Source organism: Thalassobaculum sp. OXR-137 (assembly GCF_034377285.1).
GTDB lineage: Bacteria > Pseudomonadota > Alphaproteobacteria > Thalassobaculales > Thalassobaculaceae > Thalassobaculum.
This window is the reverse complement of sequence record NZ_CP139715.1, coordinates 3,687,079-3,704,223: the sequence shown is the minus strand read 5'-3', so window position 1 is coordinate 3,704,223 and position 17,145 is coordinate 3,687,079. Positions and strand designations below refer to the sequence as shown.

The following is a 17,145-nucleotide window of genomic DNA, read 5'->3' as shown; positions in this document are numbered from 1 at the left end:
TCTCGGCTCGGCGGAGGCGTTTGTTATTCCAGCCCCGCCCTGGCGTCAACCTAAATGCCGAGGCCGACCTCCTTCAAATACGTTCCCAGCTTCTCCACCGCCCCGTCGAGCACCGGGTCCTGCTTGGCGAAGCAGAAACGGATGTAGTTCCGCGGCGCGCTCTGCGGGTCGAGATAGAAGGCGGAGACCGGGACGGCGGCCACCCCGGCATCGGTCACCAGCCGGCGGCAGAACCCCTCGTCCGTCTCCGCGTCGTAGAGATGGGCGGCGACGTCGACGAACAGGAAATACGTGCCCTGGCAGGTCACCGGCGCCAGGCCGATGGAGGTCAGGCCCTCGGTCAGCCGGTCGCGGCGCCGCGCCATCTCGTCGCGCAGCCCGTCGAAATACGAATCGTCCTGGTTCAGCCCGAAGGCGACCGCGCGCTGCAGGTTCGGCGCGGTGGTGAAGACCAGGAACTGGTGCGCCTTGGAGATCGGTCCCAGCAAGTGCTCCGGCGCGGTGACGTAGCCGACCTTCCAGCCGGTCAGCGAGAAGGTCTTGCCGGCCGAGCCGATCCGCACGCAGCGCTCGCGCATGCCGTCCAGGGTCATCAGCGGGATATGCGGGCGGCCGTCGAAGGCCAGATGCTCGTAGGCCTCGTCGCACAGGGCGTAGGCGTCGTACTTCTGGCAGAGATCGGCGATCGCCGTCAGTTCCTCGCGGCTGTAGACCTTCGAGGCCGGGTTCTGCGGATCGTTGACCACGATCATCTTGGTGCGGTCGCTGAACGACGCCTCCAGGGCCTCCAGGTCGAGCTTCCATTCCGGCGGGGTCAGCCGCACCGGGCGCGGAATGCCGCCGGCCCGCCGGATCATCGGCAGATAGCAGTCGTAGAGCGGCTCGATGACGACGACCTCGTCGCCGGGCTCGATCAGCGCCAGGAAGCAGGCCGCCAGCGCCTCGGTGGCGCCGGTGGAGACCATGACCTCCTTCTGCCAGTCGACATCGAGGCCGTAGAACCGCTTGTTGTGGGCGGCGACCGCCTGGCGCAGCTCGGGCACGCCCATCATCGGCGGATACTGGTTCGGCGGGTCGTACAGCGCCTTGGAGGCCTGCTCCAGCACCGGGTCCGGGCCGCGGTCGTCGGGGAAGCCCTGGCCGAGATTGATCGCCTTGTGCTCGATGGCGAGCCGCGACATCACCTCGAACACCGTGGTGCCGTAGGAGGACAGGAGCGAATTGGCGGCCTTCATCGGGCGGTCCCCCGTGCGTCAATATGGGTCGCGCGGTTTAGCACCGGGGGACGCGGGCGGCAACGGGCCCCGGAGATCCCCGCACCGCTAGCGCACCGCCGCCTCCAGATACTCCACCAGCCGGGCCTCGGCGGCGGAGAATTCGTGGCCTTTGCGCCAGACCAGGCCAATCTCCATCGGCGGCGGCGCGTCGATGATCGGGACCCATTCCAGCCGGCCGCCATCCAGCGACCAGGGGCGGAACAGCATCTTTGACAGGATCGTCACCCCCTGCCCCGTGGCGACCATGCTGCGCAGCGCCTCCAGGGACGTGGTCTCGAACAGCACCTTGGGCTCCAGGCCGGAGGCGGCCAGGTATTCGCGGGACGAGCGGTCGGCCTCGTCGATCTGGTAGAGCACGTAGGGGTACTCGATCACGTCGGCCCGGCTGACCGTGTCGCGGCTCGCCAGCGGATGGTTTGTCGCCACCCAGGCGCCGCGCGGGCTCTGGAACAGGCCGCGATGCTCCAGGTCCGGGGCGTTCGACAGGTTGGAGGTCAGCAGCAGCGCGATATCCACCGTGCCGGACAGCACCTGCCGCTCCATCTCCTCGCGCTCGCGCTCCAGAAGCTGGACCTTCACGTTGGGGAACGCCCGCTGGAACCGGGCCAGCGGCGGCACCAGGAAGTAGCCGGCCCCGGCATTGGTCACCCCCAGCTTGACCGTTCCCTCCACGTCGGTGCGGTCCGGGTGCATGTCGGCGACCGCGTCGGCGACCGCCGCCTCGATGTTGCGGGCATGGGCGATGAAGTTCTGCCCCTCGCGGGTGAGCGCCACGCCGCCGACCCGGCGCTCGAACAGGGTGACGCCGAGCTGGTTCTCCAACTCCTTCACCGACAGGGTGATGGCCGACTGGGAGATCCCCAGATTGGTGGCGGCGGCGGAGACCTTCTCGGTCTCGGCGACGGCGAGGAAGTATCGGACCTGGCGCAGGGTGATCATCGGAAGCTCCTCTCGGCCCGCCCGTCACCCCCGATCCGGGTGCGGAGCATTATTGATTTTTCTAAATTCACTTCTTTGAATTACGAATTTGTCATTGTGCGTTGCGAAGACCATCTTGGTGATCAGCAACGAACGGCACCGGTACGGAACACGCCGCGTTGCCCCAGACAGGAGACACGCCATGACCACCCAGACGATCCAGATGCGCACCATCACCGAGCAAGACATCGCGCGCGGCATCGCTGCCGGTCGCCGGATGCGCGCGCTCGCGGTTCAGTCCGCGTTCCGCAGCGCTTACGCCGCGCTGACCAAGCCGGTCGTCTCGCTCTTCACCAACACCAAATCCGCCTCCCATGGCGGAGCCCATCCGGCAGCCGTTTAGTCCCTGCTTAACGGCTACCGAAAGAGCGGCGCCGCCCCCGCCCCGGGGCGGCGCCGTACTTGTTTCGGCACCTGGATAATTCATGCTGCATCGCAACATGAGTTTTATTCGAGAGTCCGGCGATAGAGCGCGATGAGACGCTCCCAATGCCGTTCGCCGGCCTGCTTGTCGTAGCACCAGCGGCTCGGGAACGCGAAGCCGTGATGGGTGCCCGGATGCACCTCCAGCTCCCCCTTCGCCCCTGACGCGTCGAACAGCCGCTTCAGCTCGGCCACCATGTCCGGCGGCGCCAGATCGTCGGTCTCCGCACAGCTTATATAGAGCTCGCCCTTGGCCTGGCCGAGGGTGGCGTGCGGACTTTCCACCGCGTCGCTGACGATCCACGTGCCGTAGAACGAGGCCGCCGCCGCCACCCGGTCGGGATAGCGGGCCGCCGCCGCCAGGGCATACGGCCCGCTCATGCAGTAGCCGTGCACGCCGACCGGCCCCGGCCGGGCGATGCCGGCCCTGTCGATATGGTCGAACATCACCTGCACATCGGACATCACCGGCGGAATCGTCATCTTGGTGCGTATCGCCCGCATGGCGGTGTGGTCGTCGCTGCCCGCGGTCAGGACATGCGGGCCGTATTTCGTGTCGCGGCCGGCGCGGTAGTACAAATTCGGCAGCAGCACGCAGTATCCGACCGTGGCCAGCCGCCGGGCCATGTCGTACAGCTCCTCGCGGATTCCCGGCGCATCCATCAGCATCAGCACGGCCGGATACGGGTCCCCGTTTTCCCTGGCGCGTTCCGGGCGGACGATAAAGGTCTCCATCGCCCCATCGGGGGTGGTGATGTCCTCGACGACTTCGATCATGTGCGGCTGTTTCCTCTGGATGGCAGACGTGTTTCTGTTGGATTTCGCTGTCTGGCGGTTTTCCGGCCGGCAGCGTATCACTGCCGCTCCGAGCGTCGCCAGAACGCACCTGAGACACGAACGATTTCGAGGAACCGCCCGATGCCCGCCATGCTCGCTGACCGGATGTCCGTTCTCGGCACCGAGACCGCCTTTGAAGTGCTCGCCCGCGCCAACGCGCTTGCCGCCTCCGGCAAGGACATCATCAACCTCGGCATCGGCCAGCCCGATTTCAAAACGCCGGAGCATATCGTGGAGGCCGGCATCAAGGCCCTGCGCGACGGCCATCACGGCTACACGCCGGCCGCCGGCATCCCGCAGCTCCGCCAGGCGGTGGCCCGCGACCTGAACACCCGCCACGGCGTCACCGTCGATCCGGACACGGTCATGATCATGCCGGGCGGCAAGCCGACCATGTTCTTCGCCTGCCTGATCTTCGGCCAGCCCGGCACCGAGATCCTGTATCCCAACCCCGGCTTCCCGATCTACGAGAGCTCGGTGAAGTTCTCCGGCGCCAAGCCGGTGCCGTACCGGCTGTCGGAAGAGAACGGCTTCGCCTTCTCCGCCGAGGAAATGCTGGCCAAGATCACCGACAAGACCAGCCTGATCATCCTCAACTCGCCGGCCAATCCGACCGGCGGCGCGGTGCCGAAGGAGGAGATCGACAAGCTGGTGGCCGGCCTGCAGAAGTGGCCGAACGTCTATCTGCTGTCGGACGAGATCTACAGCCAGATGCTGTATGACGGCCGCGAGCATGTGAGCCTGCTGACCTATCCGGAGATCGCCGACCGGGTGATCCTGCTGGACGGCTGGTCGAAGACCTATGCCATGACCGGCTGGCGCCTCGGCTTCTCGGTCTGGCCGAAGGCGGTCTTCGGACACGCGGAGAAGCTGGCGGTGAACTGCCACAGCTGCGTCAACGCCCCGACCCAGTTCGCCGGTCTCGCGGCCCTGGACGGCCCGCAGGACGCGGTGAAGGAGATGGTGAAGGCGTTCGACGACCGCCGCCGGGTGATCGTCGGTGAGCTGAACCAGATCCCGGGCTTCCGCTGTGTGGAGCCGGGCGGCGCCTTCTACGCCTTTCCGAACATCGAGGGCACGGGCCTGGGTGCGAAGGCGCTGCAGACCCGGCTGCTCGAGGAGGCCGGTGTGGCGGTGATCGCCGGCACCAGTTTCGGCGCCTACGGAGAGGGCTATCTGCGCTTCTCCTATGCCAATTCAACCGAGAACATCCGCGAGGCGATCCGGCGCATCAAGGAGATGCTGGCGGACTGACAATCGGCAGGGCGGGGGCGTTTGCACAAGGTGCGGGCGACTGTTGACTGAGTTTTATGCGAATGGCGAAAATTCAGGCACACTATCCCGAACGCTCCCGCCGATATCCGGGCCGAAGGCTTGGAAATCAAGGCTCTAACCAAGGTGCGAGGGTTGGCACACACCGTGCTAACCACCACGTTGCCCCGCCACCCGGTGGGGCATTCGCACGCAACACCGAAGGCACGGACCCATGAAGAAGGTCGAGGCGATCATCAAACCGTTCAAACTCGACGAGGTTAAGGAAGCGCTCCATGAGATCGGGATCCAGGGGATCACGGTGACTGAGGCGAAAGGATTCGGACGGCAGAAGGGTCACACCGAGCTGTACCGCGGCGCCGAGTACGTCGTGGACTTTCTGCCCAAGGTGAAGGTGGAGATCGTGATGGAGGACGGCCAGGTCGAACGGGCGGTCGAAGCCATCCAGAGCGCGGCCCACACCGGACGGATCGGGGACGGAAAGATCTTCGTCTCGACCGTCGATGAAATTGTTCGTATTCGTACGGGCGAGACCGGCACGGACGCGATCTGACGGGCCTTCGCGGCCCGACGCGCCGGTCCAAACAGGCCGGCATATCGAGAGGGAGTGTGGCCCCCATGGCATGTCCTGGGGCGCCACGGCAACGTTAGGAAGGAAACCATGTCTGACGACGTGAAGAACGTTATGAAGATGATCGAGGAGCACGACGTTAAGTACGTCGATCTCCGCTTCACGGACCCGCGCGGCGCGGTCCAGCACGTCACCCAGCACGTGCGCACGATCGATGAGGAGAGCCTGGTCGAGGGCTTCATGTTCGACGGCTCGTCCATCGCCGGCTGGAAGGCGATCAACGAGTCCGACATGGGCCTGAAGCCGGACCTGGCCACCGCGGTCATGGATCCGTTCTTTGCGCAGCCGACTCTGGCCATCACCTGCGACATCGTCGAGCCGTCGACCGGTCAGCCGTATGAGCGCGACCCGCGCTCGACCGCCAAGGCCGCCGTCAAGTACATGGACAGCCTGGGCATCGGCGACACCGCGTTCTTCGGTCCGGAAGCCGAGTTCTTCATCTTCGACGACGTGAAGATCGAAGTCAGCATGAACAAGGGCATGTACTCGGTCGACAACGAGGAAGGCCCGTACAACTCCTCGCGCGAGTACGAGGAAGGCAACCTGGCGCACCGTCCGGGCGTCAAGGGCGGCTACTTCCCGGTCCCGCCGGTCGACAGCGGCCAGGACATCCGCTCCGAGATGCTCTCGGTGATGGACGAGATGGGCGTGAAGGTCGAGAAGCACCACCACGAGGTGGCGCCGTCCCAGCACGAGCTGGGCATGGAGTTCGGCACCCTGGTGCAGACCGCCGACCACATGCAGATCTACAAGTACGTGGTGAAGCAGGTCGCTGCCGCCTACGGCAAGACCGCGACGTTCATGCCGAAGCCGATCACCGGCGACAACGGCTCGGGCATGCACGTGCACCAGTCGATCTGGAAGGACGGCAAGCCGATGTTCGCGGGTTCGGGTTATGCCGACCTGTCCGACATGGCGCTGTATTACATCGGCGGCATCATCAAGCATGCCCGTGCGATCAACGCCTTCACGAACTCGACGACCAACAGCTACAAGCGCCTGATCCCGGGCTTCGAGGCTCCGGTGCTGCTGGCCTACTCGTCGCGTAACCGCTCGGCCTCCTGCCGTATCCCGCACGTGAACAGCCCGAAGGGCAAGCGCGTCGAGGTCCGGTTCCCGGATCCGGCCGGCAACCCGTATCTCGGCTTCGCCGCGATGCTGATGGCCGGTCTGGACGGCATCCAGAACAAGATCCATCCGGGCGACCCGATGGACAAGAACCTCTACGACCTGCCGCCGGAAGAGCTGTCGGACATCCCGACCGTCTGCGGCTCGCTGCGTGAGGCTCTGGAAAACCTGGACAAGGACCGCGCGTTCCTGACCCAGGGCGGCGTGTTCACCGACGACCAGATCGACGGCTTCATCGAGCTGAAGATGGAAGAGGTGTACCGCTTCGAGCACACCCCGCATCCGGTCGAGTTCGACATGTACTACTCGAACTGATCAGGCATCCGGCCTTCGGGCCGGGTCCCTCTTCGCGACGGGCCGTCCCTCGGGGCGGCCCGTTTGCGTTTCGGCGGGGGTAAGTGGGTCGCACCGCTCCAGCCCGTCCTCCGCTTCTCCTCCCTACCCCAAATCCGACTTCCTGGACGGCCCGATCCGGGACCCTGACCGGACGCGAGAACGCGGTCCCGGATCGCGCAAGGCGCGTCCGGGAAGTCGGTGAGGTGTTGGAGAGGAAGCATTGTCGGTGGTGCCGGCTGGGATCGCCCACCTCAACGCCCCCGCCTGTCCCCTACTCGCCTTCCTCTTCCCCGCCGGCTTCGTTCTGCTCGGTGCTGGTGGTTCCAGGCCGCTCTCTCTGCCGGCGGCCGCCGGATCCGGACGGTGGGGTATAGCGTTCCGGCCGGCTGCGGTCGCCCTTCTCCCCATCGGGGGAGTCTTCATCGCCCGGGCGCCCGTCGACACTGTCGTCCTTCTCGATATAGAGCGACCGGCTCGGGAAGGCGAAGCCCGCCCCCGCACCCTCGACCACTTCCTTGATGCGATAGGCGAAGCGCTCGCGGATCTCCAGCCACTCGCCCCAGTCGGTGGTGTTGGTGAAGCAGTAGATCAGGATCTCGATGGCGCTGTCGGAGAAGTCGTTCACCCGCACGAACAGGGTTCCCCGGTCCGGCTGCACGAACTCGTCGTTGCCGGTCAGATAGGCCTCGATCCCGTCGCGGATCTCGCGGAGTTGGTCGATGGAGGTGCGGTATTCCACCGCGATGCTCCAGTAGATCCGGCGCTGCGGCATGCGGGAGAAGTTGGTCAGCGCGTTGTCCGACAGCTTGGTGTTCGGCACATAGACCGGCGACAGGTCGAACCGGCGGATGGAGGTGGAGCGGAAGCCGATCTGCATCACCGTCCCCTCGATCACCCCGTCGACCTCGATCCAGTCGCCGTTCTCGAAGCGGCGCTCGGCCAGGATCAGAATGCCGGAGATCAGGTTCTTGAACAGGTCCTGGGCGCCCAGCGCCACGGCGACGCCGACCAGCCCGAGGCCGGCGAGCAGGCCGACCACGTTGACGCCCCAAACCTCGAGCACCGCGGTGGCGCCGAGAAACACCAGGACGACCTTCGCGGATTTCGCCAGCCAGTCTACCAGGGGTCCGCTCAGCCGCTGGCGCAGGCCGGTGCTGAGCTGCACGAAGGGATCGACCGCCCGGTACAGCGCCCAGAACAGCATCACCACCAGCAGCGAGCGCGCCAGATTGCCCATCGCCCAGCGCAGGGTGGTGTCCGGCTCCAGATACTGATGGGCGATCAGCGCGCCGATGATCGGCGGCAGCAGCCGCAACGGCGCCTTCACCGCGTTCAGCAGGCGCCGGTAATGCAACGCCCGGCCGTCATCGGCGACGGTCACCACCGTGCGGGAGATCACGCGGGCGAGGATGCTGGGAAGGATCAGGCAGACGATCAGAACCGCCATCCCGCCGGCCAGGAGCCCGATATTGACGCCGAGGATCTCGCCCTGCCAAAGCTGGGCGGTATCGTCCCACAGGGTGAGAAGACTGGATTCGAGATCGGAAAAGGTCATGGATCTGCGGGCGGCCCGGTCCGGTTTCGGTGCTCCAGCCGCCCCCTGGTCCCGGCGCCCGGTGGTCAGTCAACGCGCCGACGCGGGCAAGGTTCCGCAGCGGACGACCAGACCGGATCAGCCGATCGCCCGCTTCTTCCCCGCCTCGTCGATCGCCACGTAGGTGAAGCGTCCTTCCGTCACCAGCAGCCGCTCCTCGCGCTCCTGGAAGCCGCGGATCTTCCAGACCTCGATCGCCACCGAGATCGAGGTGGTGCCGACCCGCTCGATATGGCCGTAGCAGCAGATCACATCGCCGACGCTGACCGGGCGGATGAAGGTCATCGCCTCGATCCCCACGGTCGCCACCCGGCCGTGCGCCCGATGGGCGGCGGCGAGCCCGCCGGCGATATCCATCTGGCTCAGCACCCAGCCGCCGAAGATGTCGCCGTTCGGGTTTGTGTCGGCCGGCATGGCAATGGTACGGATCTGCATCTCGCCGCGCGGCTGGCGGCCCGACTCGGTTTCCATCAGGCTTCCCTTTTCGGTCTAAACCGCACTATATCTTGCGCTCGCCCTATGGGCGGCTACACGATAGACTACCGCGTTCTCGTCTCACTCGCACTGTCGGATCCCATGTCAGACCTGTTCGCAAGCAACGCCGCGGCCGACACATCGGGCTACTCCGCCAAGGACATCGAGGTCCTGGAGGGTCTGGAGCCGGTGCGCCGGCGGCCCGGCATGTATATCGGCGGCACCGACGAGCGCGCGCTGCACCATCTGGTTGCCGAGGTGCTGGACAACTCCATGGACGAGGCCGTGGCCGGCTTCGCCTCGCGGATCGAGATCGAGCTGACGGCCGACCAGACCGTGACCGTGCGCGACAACGGGCGCGGCATTCCGGTCGACCCGCATCCCCGCTTCCCGGAAAAGTCGGCGCTGGAGGTGATCCTCACCACCCTGCATGCCGGCGGCAAGTTCTCCGACAAGGTCTACGCGACGGCCGGCGGCCTGCACGGCGTCGGCATCTCTGTGGTCAACGCCCTGTCCGACCGGCTGGAGGTCGAGGTCGCCCGCGACAAGCGGCTCTATGCCCAGCATTTCTCCCGCGGCGTGCCCCAGGGCGCGCTGCAGACCGTGGGCGCGGCGCCGAACCGCCGCGGCACCACCGTGCGGTTCCACCCGGACGCGGAGATCTTCGGGACGACGCTGAAGTTCCGCCCCGCCACCCTGTTCAAGATGGCCCGCTCCAAGGCCTATCTGTTCAAGGGCGTGGAGATCCGCTGGAAATGCGATCCGGAGATGCTGCGCGACGGCGATACCACGCCGTCCGAAGCCAGCCTGCACTATCCGGGCGGCCTCGCCGACTTCCTCGGTAGCGCCATGGAGGGCCGCCGCACCGTGGCAACCCAGCCCTTCACCGGCGATGTGGAGGTTCCGGGCGAACAGGGCCGCGTCGAATGGGCGGTGACCTGGCCGGACGATCAGGACGACGGCTTCCTTCACGCCTATTGCAACACCATCCCCACCCCGATGGGCGGCACCCACGAGGCCGGGCTGCGCGCGGCCCTGGCGCGCGGCATCAAGGCCTATGGCGAGCTGGTCAGCAACAAGAAGGCGGCGCAGATCACCGCCGAGGACGTCATGGCCGGCGCCTGCGTCATGCTCAGCGTGTTCATCCGCGAGCCGGCCTTCCAGGGCCAGACCAAGGACAAGCTGGCCAGCCCGCACGCCACCAAGCTGGTGGACCAGGCGGTGAAGGACCATTTCGACCACTGGCTCTCCGGCGATCCGGACACCGCCAACCGCCTGCTGGAGCACCTGATCGAGCGCGCCGAGGACCGGCTGCGCCGGCGCCAGCAGAAGGAGGTCAGCCGCAAGACCGCCACCCGCAAGCTGCGGCTGCCCGGCAAGCTGGCCGACTGCTCGCGCTCCGACAACGAGGGGACCGAGATCTTCCTGGTCGAGGGCGACAGCGCCGGCGGCTCCGCCAAGCAGGCCCGCAACCGGGCGACCCAGGCGGTCCTGCCCCTGCGCGGCAAGATCCTGAACGTGGCCAGCGCTTCGGTGGAGAAGCTGCGCGCCAACCAGGAGCTCAGCGACCTGCTGCTGGCACTCGGCTGCGGCTCGGGCTCGTCCTACAAGCAGGATGCGCTGCGCTACGAGAAGGTCATCATCATGACCGACGCCGACGTGGACGGTGCCCATATCGCCTCGCTGCTGATGACCTTCTTCTACCGCGAGATGCCGCGGCTGATCGCCGACGGCCACCTGTACCTCGCCATGCCGCCGCTCTACCGGCTGGTGCAGGGCGGCAAGACGATCTATGCCCGCGACGACGCCCATCGCGAGGAACTCATGAAGACCGAGTTCAGCACGCGCGGAAAGGTCGAGATCAGCCGCTTCAAGGGTCTGGGCGAGATGCCGCCGAAGCAGCTCAAGGAGACCACCATGGACCCGACCACCCGCCAGCTCCTGCGGGTGAAGATTCCGCCGAGCGGCGGCCCGGAGCTGATGGTCGAGCCGGAGCTGGAAAGCGAGACCGTGCGCACCCGCGACATGGTCGAGACCCTGATGGGCAAGAAGGCGGAAAAGCGCTTCGACTTCATCCAGGCGAACGCGAAGTTCGTGCTTGAGGTGGATGTCTGAGGACCATCGGGCGGTCGGCGGGTCGCGAACGTTCAGCGGGAGCCGCTGGATCCTGATGCGCATCAGGATGACGGTCGGTGGGTCATAGTGTTTGATCTGACTATCTAGACCTGACTTCGGCGCGCCTCAGGCACCGCCTTCTAGGCCCCAATCCCGTCATCCTGATGCACATCAGGATCCAGCCGCGCAGTCTCGGCGCGTCGCTGCCGCAGGCTCGCCAGAACCGCCGCACCGCCGATCAGCGCCCAGTCTTCGGCGCTGAGATCCGGCCAGGGGATGGCGCTCGGCTGGCGGCGGACGGTGGAGGGGATGCTGGCCGAGGGCAAGCTGCTGCGGCCCTGCCGGGAGAGCGTCGTGCGGCCGGCGGAGATCGCCGTCTATACCGGCTCCGGAAACGCGAAACGCCCGGAAACCCGGGCGTTTCTCGATTGGCTGGCGGAGGAACTGGCGGACTAACCTGCCGTTCCTCCGGCTCCGTGACGCCTTACTCGGCGGCCGCGGACGGGCGCGGCTGCAGCGGCGGCTGCACATCGGTCGGGATCGGGCAGACATAGGGCTGCTTGGCCAGACGGTCCTGATGGTCCTTCTTGGCGCGGGCCAGCAGAACCTCGTCGCTGAACAGCATCCGGGCGACGGCGCCCATGGCCTGACCGGCGAAGGTCATGCCCTTATGGGCGGCCGGCGCCTTGCCCTGGGCGACGACCTGCCAGGAGTGGCCCGGCGTGCCGATGGCATGGGTCGCGACCCGAGCCTGCACGGTCGGAACCGCCCAGGACACGTCGGCCACGTCGGTGGAGCCCATCATGCCGTTGCCCTTGAGGTTCAGCGGAACGACGTAGTCGCACAGCGGCTCGTTCTCGCGCGGCTCCAGACCGGCGCGGCCGTAGCTGGCGGCGATGTCCTCCGCCGAAAGGGTCGCCTGGATCTGCGCGGCATAGGCCCGGTCGGCATCGTCGAACGGCACGCCGCCCAGGGTGTCGAGCGCGGTCTGCATCGCCTCTTCGAGCGGCGTGTTGCCGAGCAGGTTGGAGACCGCGGAGATCACCTGGGAGGAGACCTTGGTCTCGGTCATCAGTGCCGCACCCTCGGCGATCTTATTGACCCGCTTGATCAGGGCCATCATGCCCGGCAGATCGACGGCGCGGATAGTGTAGCGGATCTTCGCGGTACCCTGGACGACGTTCGGCGCGGTGCCGCCCACATCGAGATAGGCGTAATGGATACGGGCCGAGCTCGGCATGTGCTCGCGCATGTACTGGACGCCGATATTCATCAGCTCCGCGGCGTCGAGGGCGCTGCGGCCCAGCTCCGGGGCGGCGGCCGCATGGCTGGACCGGCCGGTGAAGGTGTAGTCGATCCGAGAATTGGCCAGGCTCTGGGCGTCGTCGACCTTGGTCATCGCGCCCGGGTGCCAGGTGATGGCGGCATCGACGCCGTCGAACGCGCCGTCGCGCACCATGAAGGCCTTGGCGGCGCCGCCTTCCTCGGCCGGGCAGCCGTAGTAGCGCACGCGGCCCGGAGTGCCGGTCTCGGCCAGCCAGTCCTTCAGCGCACAGGCGGCCAGCAGGGCGGAGGAGCCGAGCAGGTTATGACCGCAGCCATGGCCCGCACCGCCTGGGACCACCGGCTTCGGCTCGGCGATGTTGGCGACCTGGCTCAGGCCCGGCAGAGCGTCGTATTCGCCGAGGATGGCGATGATCGGACCGCCCTCGCCCGCTTCGCCCATCACCGCGGTCGGAATGCCAGCCACCTCTTCGGTCACCTTGAAGCCCTTGGCCTTCAGCAGCGCGGTGTGCTGGGCGCAGGACTCGTACTCGGCATAGAGGGTCTCGGGCATGCCCCAGACGGTGTCGGACAGTTCGATCAGGTCCGGCGTATGGGTCTCGATATGGGCGAGGATCGGCTCGACGTTCTTCATCAGGGAATCCATCAGGTTAGAGCGACCGGCGCGCAAGCGGTGGGCCGGCCGAAAGATCGGTTCTCCCCGATATACCGATCCGAAACGGCGGCCGGAAGACCGAGAAATCGACAGGCACCGTCCCGGTCCCGGCACCGATCCGCGGCGGTCAGGCCTGCAGCCAGCCGCGCAGGGCATCGCCGCATTCCTGCGGCTTCTCCAAGGCCGGCAGGTGGCCGCACGCCTCCACGATACGCAGATCGGCATGGGGGACCGCCGCCGCCATCTCCTCGCTGAGGTCGACCGGGGTGAGCTGGTCGTCGCGGCCGCACACGATCAGAGTCGGCACGGACACGCCGGACAGCAGGTCGCGGCTGTCGTCGCGGCTCAGGATCGCCTTCTGCTGGCGGATGAAGCCGTCCTTGCCGATGCGCGCGGCCATATCGAAGATCGGCCGCGTCACCGTCTCGTCCTCCAGTCGGCTCTTGTGCACCAGCATCGGCAGCAGCCGAGGTGTGACGCCCTTGAACTTCCCCTTGTCGGCCAGCTCGATCAGGCCGGTGCGCCGGCGGCGCTGGTCATCGGAATCCTGCCGTGCCGAGGTGTCGAGCAGGGCCAGCCGCTCGACCCGCCCCGGCGCCTGGCGCAGAATCTCCAGCGCCACGTAGCCGCCCATGGAGAGGCCGGCCACCGCCAGTTTCCCGTCGGTCTCGGCCAGCACCTGGGCGGCGATGTCGCGGATGTCCTCATGGGCCGTGGTGTCCGGGATCACGATCCGGTCGACCAGATCGTCCAGCATCGGGATTTGCTTGGCCCAGAGCTCCGCGTCGTTCAGCAGGCCGGGGATCAGGACAAGGGTTTCAGCGGGCACGCGCACTCCAGTGCTGGGGTTGCCGGTTGAGGTGTCGTGGACGGATGATCGGGATCTAAGGGCGTGTCCAGACGCTTACAAGCAATGCGACCGGGGGGAAACCGACAATGGCCATCGACCGCATCCGATCCGACCACTACCGCATTCCGCTGCCGGTGGTGCTGTCGGACTCCACCCATAAGGAAATCACCCATTTCGAGCTGATCGCCACCCGGATCGGGACGACCGACGGAGCGGAGGGCCTCGGCTACACCTATACCGTCGGCTACGGCGGCGGCTCGGTGCATTCGCTGCTCACCCGTGACCTGCCCGACCTCCTGATCGGCGCCGACGAGACGCGGATCGAGGCGCTGTGGAAGGAGATGTGGTGGCGGCTGCACTGGGTCGGCCGCGGCGGATCGACCGCCTTCGCCATGGCGGCGGTGGATGTGGCCCTGTGGGACATCATGGGCAAGCGGACCGGCCTGCCGCTCTGGCGCCTGCTCGGCGGGGCGGATCCGACCGTGCCGGTCTATGCCGGCGGCATCGACCTGCTCTTCACCCTCGACGCCCTGCTGGAACAGACCGCCGGCAATCTCGACGCCGGGTTCGAGGCGATGAAGATGAAGGTGGGACGAAAGAAGATCAGCGAGGATGTGGAGCGGGTCGCCGCCATGCGGGACTATCTGGGCGACGGTTTCGCGCTGATGGCCGACGCCAATATGGGCTGGGACCGGCCGCGCGCCATCGCCGCCGCCCGGGCGCTGGCGCCCTACGACCTGGTGTGGCTGGAGGAGCCGCTGGAGCCGGAGGACGTGGCCGGCTATGCCGAGGTCGCGCGGATCGGCACGCCGGTCGCCGCCGGGGAGAACTTCCACAATCTGGTGGAATTCGAGCAGCTCATCGCCGCCGGCGGGGTGCATTACGTGGAGCCGGATCTGGCCTGCCTCGGCGGCATCACCGCCTGGATGAAGGCCGCCCGCATGGCCGAGGCCGCCCACCTGCCGGTGACCTCCCACGGGGTGCACGACCTGCATGTGCATCTGATGGCCGCGGTGCCGAACGCCTCCTACCTGGAGCGCCACGGCTTCGGGCTGGAGCGGTTCATGGAGAACCCGCTGCTCATAGAAAAGGGCCGCGCCGTCGCCCCGGAACGGCCGGGACACGGCGTGACCCTGAATTTCGACGCGCTGGAGGAATACAGGGTTACCTGATCACCAGAGCGACTTTTCCTCCTGGGTGGAGACATGGGCGGCCACCACCTTCCAGCCGGCATCCGGGAACTTCACGAAGGTCTGGCTCTGCCGCCCGGTGCGCCCGTTCGGCATGCGGAATTCCAGGTTGGTGGTCGCGAAGTCGGTGCCGATGGTGGTGATCACCAGCTTCAGACGCTCCTGCTTGATGTTGATCCCGGCCGGACGGCGCACACGGTGGGCATGGATCTCGTCGAACCCGTAGCCGTTCTCATGCATGGCGTAGCGGATCGTGTGGGGCGAGTTCCAGAACGTGTTGTCCAGCACGTCCACATCCTTGGTCGCCAGCGCTGCCTCGTAGCGCTCGAAGATGTCGGTGATCTCGGCCACGACCTCGGGGAGGTTCACGCGGCGGTCGGGCTGAGGGACGTCGGTCATTCTGCGGTCTCCAAGGCTCGGGCAACGGCGATCAGGGTGGCGTCGGTGCCGGCGCCGCCGACGATCGACAGGCCGATCGGCAGACCGTCCACCTTGGCCCCTGGAATAGACACCTGCGGCCGCCCCGCCAACCCACCGAACGCGCAGAGACAGGTGATCTGCTCGCGCAGCGGGGTCTGCTGCGAGATCGTCAGGCCGGTGGGCGGGGCCGGGAACGGGGTGGTCGGCAGACACAGGATCGTGCCGGCGGGCAGCAGGGACTTCAGCCGCCCCCTAGCCTCCCGGCGCATCTGGTTGGCCCAGCCGAGCTCGGTCTCGGTGACCGCCGCGCCCTGCATCAGCCCGCGGGCGACGCCAAAGGCCATCCGCGGGTTGGTGTCGAGCCAGGGTTTGAAGGTCTCGTAGGCCTCCCGCGGCTGGATCGTGCGCTGGGCCCGGGCCCATACCGACAGGCCCTGAGGCGCGAGCAGCACGTCCTCGCGGGCGCCGATCAGCCGCGCCAGTCGGTCGACCAGGGGCGCCAGGGCCTCGGCGACCGCATCCTCGGCGAAGGCGAAGGTGTCGGTGGTGACCAGCAGCCGGTTCGGCAGCCCGGACGGGATCGCCTCGCCCAGCAGGTGGCCGGAAACCTTGGCGAAGGTCTCGGCGTCGCGGGCGAACCAGCCGGTGGTGTCGGAGGTCGGCGCCTGGGGCATCATGCCGTCGACCGGCAGGCGGCCATGGGTCGGCCGGATGCCGTAGAGACCGCAGAAGCTGGACGGGACGCGCACCGAACCGCCGGTATCGGTGCCCAGCGCGGTATCGCAGAGCCCGGCGGCCACGGCGGCGGCGGAGCCGGAGGACGAGCCGCCCGGCACCCGGCCCGGCGCATTGACGTTGACCGGCGTACCGTCGAACGCGCTCTCACCCAGGATGCCGAGGGAGACCTCATCGGTGATGGTCTTGCCGACCAGGGTGGCGCCGCCATCGAGCAGCCGCTGCACCGCCCAGGCGTTGCGGGTCGGGACGGCGCGGCCGGTCGGCCAGTCGTGGTTGCCGCCGCCAGTCGGATGGCCGGCGACGTCGAACAGATCCTTCGCGGCGAAGGTCAGGCCCTTGAGCGGACCCTCGGCCGCCCCCTCAACGCGAATATCCGTGCCGGGCACAAAGGCGCCGATCCCGTCTGCCATACCCCTGACCTCCCGTCGTGAACCGGCCTCAAACCTAGCGGATCAGATATTCATAAGACACTGTAAAAAATCTCTCCAAACTATTGAAAAAACGAATAATTCTTCCACCAGAACCTAGTGCTTGGCGCGGGGGAAGCGCAGAGGGATCGCGCTGGTGTCGACCCAGGCATGCTTGCCGTATTCGTAGACCGACCGGTTCGGCAGTGCCCCGTCCGGCTGGTCGAAGCAGCCGGTGGCCACACCGAGCCGGTCCAGCTCCGGGCCCGCCAGCCAATAGACCGTCGTGCCGCAGGACGGACAGAAGTAGTTCCGCAGGCGCTTGCCGCTGTCGGTCCCGCGTTCATAGGCCTTCGGCGTCCCGGAGATCTCCACCTGATCGAGGGTGTAGTAGTTGCCGACCCCGAACGGGGCCCCGGTGCGGCGCTGGCAATCCTTGCAATGGCACATCACCGTCGCATTCGGATCTCCGGTGATGGTCAGGACGATTTCTCCGCAGGCGCAGCGTGCGTTTGCCATCTCATCCTCCTGTCGGT

The 17,145-nt window shown here is 67.0% G+C and carries 16 protein-coding genes and 1 pseudogene; 7 read left to right on the top strand and 10 right to left on the bottom strand.

What is annotated here, in order from left to right; all coding sequences use genetic code 11:
• Nucleotides 1–50: 50 nt before the first annotated feature.
• The gene (locus T8K17_RS17130) at nucleotides 51–1,235 is read right to left on the bottom strand and encodes an aminotransferase (RefSeq protein ID WP_322330952.1); all 1,185 of its coding nucleotides are present in this window, start codon (nucleotides 1,233–1,235) and stop codon (nucleotides 51–53) included.
• Nucleotides 1,236–1,322: 87 nt separating this feature from the next.
• Nucleotides 1,323–2,216 (bottom strand): LysR family transcriptional regulator, encoded by an 894-nt coding sequence (locus T8K17_RS17125; protein ID WP_322330951.1) that lies wholly within the window; start codon nucleotides 2,214–2,216, stop codon nucleotides 1,323–1,325.
• A 181-nt stretch (nucleotides 2,217–2,397) separates the two neighbouring features.
• Between T8K17_RS17125 and T8K17_RS17120 the strand changes: the two genes are divergently transcribed.
• Complete coding sequence (locus T8K17_RS17120; protein ID WP_322330950.1) at nucleotides 2,398–2,598, top strand: hypothetical protein; 201 nt, start codon at nucleotides 2,398–2,400, stop codon at nucleotides 2,596–2,598.
• A gap of 104 nt (nucleotides 2,599–2,702) precedes the next feature.
• On the opposite strand, the gene T8K17_RS17115 is transcribed toward T8K17_RS17120, so the two are convergent.
• Nucleotides 2,703–3,455, bottom strand: a complete 753-nt coding sequence (locus tag T8K17_RS17115; protein ID WP_322330949.1) for a dienelactone hydrolase family protein — start codon at nucleotides 3,453–3,455, stop codon at nucleotides 2,703–2,705.
• 141 nt (nucleotides 3,456–3,596) lie between these two features.
• On the opposite strand from T8K17_RS17115, the gene T8K17_RS17110 reads away from it, so the two are divergent.
• The 3 genes from T8K17_RS17110 to glnA all read left to right on the top strand — a co-directional run bounded on the left by T8K17_RS17110 (nucleotide 3,597) and on the right by glnA (nucleotide 6,861).
• Nucleotides 3,597–4,769, top strand: coding sequence for a pyridoxal phosphate-dependent aminotransferase (locus tag T8K17_RS17110; RefSeq protein WP_322330948.1), 1,173 nt, complete (start codon nucleotides 3,597–3,599; stop codon nucleotides 4,767–4,769).
• A gap of 232 nt (nucleotides 4,770–5,001) precedes the next feature.
• Nucleotides 5,002–5,340, top strand: a complete 339-nt coding sequence (locus T8K17_RS17105; protein ID WP_028794676.1) for a P-II family nitrogen regulator — start codon at nucleotides 5,002–5,004, stop codon at nucleotides 5,338–5,340.
• A 108-nt stretch (nucleotides 5,341–5,448) separates the two neighbouring features.
• A complete protein-coding gene (gene glnA, locus T8K17_RS17100; RefSeq protein ID WP_322330947.1) occupies nucleotides 5,449–6,861 on the top strand; it encodes a type I glutamate--ammonia ligase in 1,413 nt (470 codons plus the stop codon).
• Nucleotides 6,862–7,153: 292 nt separating this feature from the next.
• Here glnA and T8K17_RS17095 read toward each other — a convergent pair whose 3' ends face one another.
• Together T8K17_RS17095 and T8K17_RS17090 are read right to left on the bottom strand one after the other, a co-directional pair.
• A complete protein-coding gene (locus T8K17_RS17095) occupies nucleotides 7,154–8,437 on the bottom strand; it encodes a mechanosensitive ion channel family protein (protein WP_322330946.1) in 1,284 nt (427 codons plus the stop codon).
• Nucleotides 8,438–8,554: 117 nt separating this feature from the next.
• Nucleotides 8,555–8,947 (bottom strand): acyl-CoA thioesterase, encoded by a 393-nt coding sequence (locus T8K17_RS17090; protein ID WP_322330945.1) that lies wholly within the window; start codon nucleotides 8,945–8,947, stop codon nucleotides 8,555–8,557.
• A gap of 105 nt (nucleotides 8,948–9,052) precedes the next feature.
• Here T8K17_RS17090 and parE point away from each other — a divergent pair, with 105 nt between their 5' ends.
• Both parE and T8K17_RS17080 read left to right on the top strand, forming a co-directional pair.
• On the top strand, nucleotides 9,053–11,065 hold the full coding sequence (gene parE / locus T8K17_RS17085; RefSeq protein WP_322330944.1) for a DNA topoisomerase IV subunit B: 2,013 nt from the start codon (nucleotides 9,053–9,055) through the stop codon (nucleotides 11,063–11,065).
• Nucleotides 11,066–11,299: 234 nt separating this feature from the next.
• Nucleotides 11,300–11,521: pseudogene (locus tag T8K17_RS17080) on the top strand (LysR substrate-binding domain-containing protein); the annotation flags it as partial.
• Nucleotides 11,522–11,549: 28 nt separating this feature from the next.
• Here T8K17_RS17080 and T8K17_RS17075 read toward each other — a convergent pair.
• On the bottom strand, nucleotides 11,550–12,983 hold the full coding sequence (locus T8K17_RS17075; RefSeq protein WP_322330942.1) for a M20 family metallopeptidase: 1,434 nt from the start codon (nucleotides 12,981–12,983) through the stop codon (nucleotides 11,550–11,552).
• Nucleotides 12,984–13,131: 148 nt separating this feature from the next.
• Nucleotides 13,132–13,833, bottom strand: coding sequence for an alpha/beta fold hydrolase (locus tag T8K17_RS17070; RefSeq protein WP_322330941.1), 702 nt, complete (start codon nucleotides 13,831–13,833; stop codon nucleotides 13,132–13,134).
• Nucleotides 13,834–13,940: 107 nt separating this feature from the next.
• On the opposite strand from T8K17_RS17070, the gene T8K17_RS17065 reads away from it, so the two are divergent.
• Nucleotides 13,941–15,026: a mandelate racemase/muconate lactonizing enzyme family protein gene (locus T8K17_RS17065; protein WP_322330940.1), complete on the top strand. Its 1,086-nt coding sequence runs from the start codon at nucleotides 13,941–13,943 to the stop codon at nucleotides 15,024–15,026.
• Here T8K17_RS17065 and hpxZ read toward each other — a convergent pair whose 3' ends face one another.
• From hpxZ to T8K17_RS17050, 3 genes are all read right to left on the bottom strand, one after another.
• Complete coding sequence (gene hpxZ, locus T8K17_RS17060) at nucleotides 15,027–15,443, bottom strand: oxalurate catabolism protein HpxZ (RefSeq protein WP_322330939.1); 417 nt, start codon at nucleotides 15,441–15,443, stop codon at nucleotides 15,027–15,029. It lies immediately after the preceding gene.
• Complete coding sequence (locus T8K17_RS17055) at nucleotides 15,440–16,612, bottom strand: amidase (RefSeq protein WP_322330938.1); 1,173 nt, start codon at nucleotides 16,610–16,612, stop codon at nucleotides 15,440–15,442. The genes hpxZ and T8K17_RS17055 overlap by 4 nt, the downstream gene beginning before the upstream one ends.
• Before the next feature lie 114 nt (nucleotides 16,613–16,726).
• Nucleotides 16,727–17,128, bottom strand: a complete 402-nt coding sequence (locus T8K17_RS17050) for a GFA family protein (RefSeq protein WP_322330937.1) — start codon at nucleotides 17,126–17,128, stop codon at nucleotides 16,727–16,729.
• Nucleotides 17,129–17,145: the final 17 nt, after the last annotated feature.

Bases quoted from the DNA above. Each gene is read 5' to 3' on its own strand.
- T8K17_RS17130 (WP_322330952.1), bottom strand. From the start codon at position 1,235: ATGAAGGCCGCCAATTCGCTCCTGTCCTCCTACGGCACCACGGTGTTC.
- T8K17_RS17125 (WP_322330951.1), bottom strand. From the start codon at position 2,216: ATGATCACCCTGCGCCAGGTCCGATACTTCCTCGCCGTCGCCGAGACC.
- T8K17_RS17120 (WP_322330950.1), top strand. From the start codon at position 2,398: ATGACCACCCAGACGATCCAGATGCGCACCATCACCGAGCAAGACATC.
- T8K17_RS17115 (WP_322330949.1), bottom strand. From the start codon at position 3,455: ATGATCGAAGTCGTCGAGGACATCACCACCCCCGATGGGGCGATGGAG.
- T8K17_RS17110 (WP_322330948.1), top strand. From the start codon at position 3,597: ATGCCCGCCATGCTCGCTGACCGGATGTCCGTTCTCGGCACCGAGACC.
- T8K17_RS17105 (WP_028794676.1), top strand. From the start codon at position 5,002: ATGAAGAAGGTCGAGGCGATCATCAAACCGTTCAAACTCGACGAGGTT.
- glnA (WP_322330947.1), top strand. From the start codon at position 5,449: ATGTCTGACGACGTGAAGAACGTTATGAAGATGATCGAGGAGCACGAC.
- T8K17_RS17095 (WP_322330946.1), bottom strand. From the start codon at position 8,437: ATGACCTTTTCCGATCTCGAATCCAGTCTTCTCACCCTGTGGGACGAT.
- T8K17_RS17090 (WP_322330945.1), bottom strand. From the start codon at position 8,947: ATGGAAACCGAGTCGGGCCGCCAGCCGCGCGGCGAGATGCAGATCCGT.
- parE (WP_322330944.1), top strand. From the start codon at position 9,053: ATGTCAGACCTGTTCGCAAGCAACGCCGCGGCCGACACATCGGGCTAC.
- T8K17_RS17075 (WP_322330942.1), bottom strand. From the start codon at position 12,983: ATGAAGAACGTCGAGCCGATCCTCGCCCATATCGAGACCCATACGCCG.
- T8K17_RS17065 (WP_322330940.1), top strand. From the start codon at position 13,941: ATGGCCATCGACCGCATCCGATCCGACCACTACCGCATTCCGCTGCCG.
- hpxZ (WP_322330939.1), bottom strand. From the start codon at position 15,443: ATGACCGACGTCCCTCAGCCCGACCGCCGCGTGAACCTCCCCGAGGTC.
- T8K17_RS17055 (WP_322330938.1), bottom strand. From the start codon at position 16,612: ATGGCAGACGGGATCGGCGCCTTTGTGCCCGGCACGGATATTCGCGTT.
- T8K17_RS17050 (WP_322330937.1), bottom strand. From the start codon at position 17,128: ATGGCAAACGCACGCTGCGCCTGCGGAGAAATCGTCCTGACCATCACC.